The sequence below is a fragment of the Nonomuraea sp. NPDC001684 genome (assembly GCF_053596515.1).
Window position 1 is genome coordinate 1 of sequence record NZ_JBSFGJ010000866.1, and the last position, 1,423, is coordinate 1,423.

General features: G+C 70.1%; 1 protein-coding gene. It reads right to left on the reverse strand.

Translation table 11 applies throughout. The features are described from left to right. Positions 1-1,423 (reverse strand): N-acetylmuramoyl-L-alanine amidase (locus ACWCSD_RS52615; RefSeq protein WP_449927472.1); only part of this gene is annotated, 1,423 nt, incomplete at both ends.

The following is a 1,423-nucleotide window of genomic DNA, read 5'->3' on the forward strand; positions in this document are numbered from 1 at the left end:
GCCAGGTCGAACGTGACCGCCCGGTAGTACTCGGTGGCGGCCGGCCCGGCCAGCGTGTACTTCTCGCCCGCCGAGAACGTGTACTGCAGCGGCGTCACCGCCTGGTACGGGATGCCGGCCGGGTATGCCTCCTGCTCCGGGTACGCCCGCCCGAACACCGGCACGGTCGCCCTGCCCGGCTTCGGCGTGACGACGAGCCCCATCGACGGGATCGCGGTCGGGGCGCTCGCCGGGTTGTGGAACCACGCCTTCTGGCCGAGGTACCAGATCGCCGTCCAGTCGCCCTGGCGGTCGGCGACGGCGAAGCGCTGGCCGGTGCTGGCCCTGGCGCTGTGGTCGTACACGCTGTAGAGCGAGCCGCCGGTCGGGTGCTTGCCGATGTCCTTGATCAGCGGGGCGTCGTCGCGCGGCTCGGTGCGCAGCCACACGGTGCCGGCGCTGAGCGGCGGGCAGGCCGCCTCGGGGTTCTTGCGGTCGCAGCCGTAGAAGTAGGGCTTGTTGGTGGCGAAGTCCGGCTTGATCATGACCGAGCCGGCCTGCGGCCCGCCGAACTGGTGCAGCGGCGCGCCCATGAGCTGGAAGTAGTGCGCCCAGTCCCAGAACGGCCCCGGGTCCTCGTGCATGCCGCGGACCGTGCTCGGGATCGTGCCCGGGACGTTGTCGTGGCCCAGGATGTGGGCGCGGTCGAGCGGCACGCCGTGCTTGAGCGCCAGGTAGCGGACGAGCCGGGCCGACGAGCGGTACATCGCCTCGGTGTACCAGGTGCTGCCCTCGGCCAGGAAGCCTTCGTGCTCGATGCCGATGGACTTGGCGTTGATGTACCAGTTGCCGGCCTGCCAGCCGACGTCCTTGGTCTTGATGTGCTGGGCGATGTGCCCGTCACTGGAACGGACCGAGTAGTGCCAGCTCGCGCCGTAGTTCGGGTCCTGGTTGAGCTTGATCGACGGGAGGAAGTAGCCCTCCATGTCGTGGATGATGATGTAGTCGACCTTCTGGCTGACCGGCCGGTTGGCCAGGTCGTAGTGGCCGTAGTCGTCCGGCGGGAGCTCCTGGTAGGCCGAGGGGATCCACTCGCAGGAGATCGAGGCCGGGCACTCGACGCCGTCGCGCCGCGCGGGCCGCAGGCCGAGCTTCTCCAGCCACTTCTCGATCTTCTCCAGGTCCGGGACCTTGGGCAGGGTGACCTTCTGCCCGTCGTCCGTGGTGCGCTCGGCGCCCTCCTGGATGGTGGCGTAGACCTCGTCGGCGAAGAACTTGGCCGCGTCGGCCTCGTCGGCGCCGGAGTACTTGGCGACGGCGCCGTACCATTCGCCGGGGTTGGCGCTCAGGGGTGCGCCGAGGCTCTTCTGGTAGTCGGCGAGCAGCGCCGCGCCGCCGCGGATGTTGGCCGCGTCGTCGGTGCGCAGCCGCTCGTGGCTCTCGC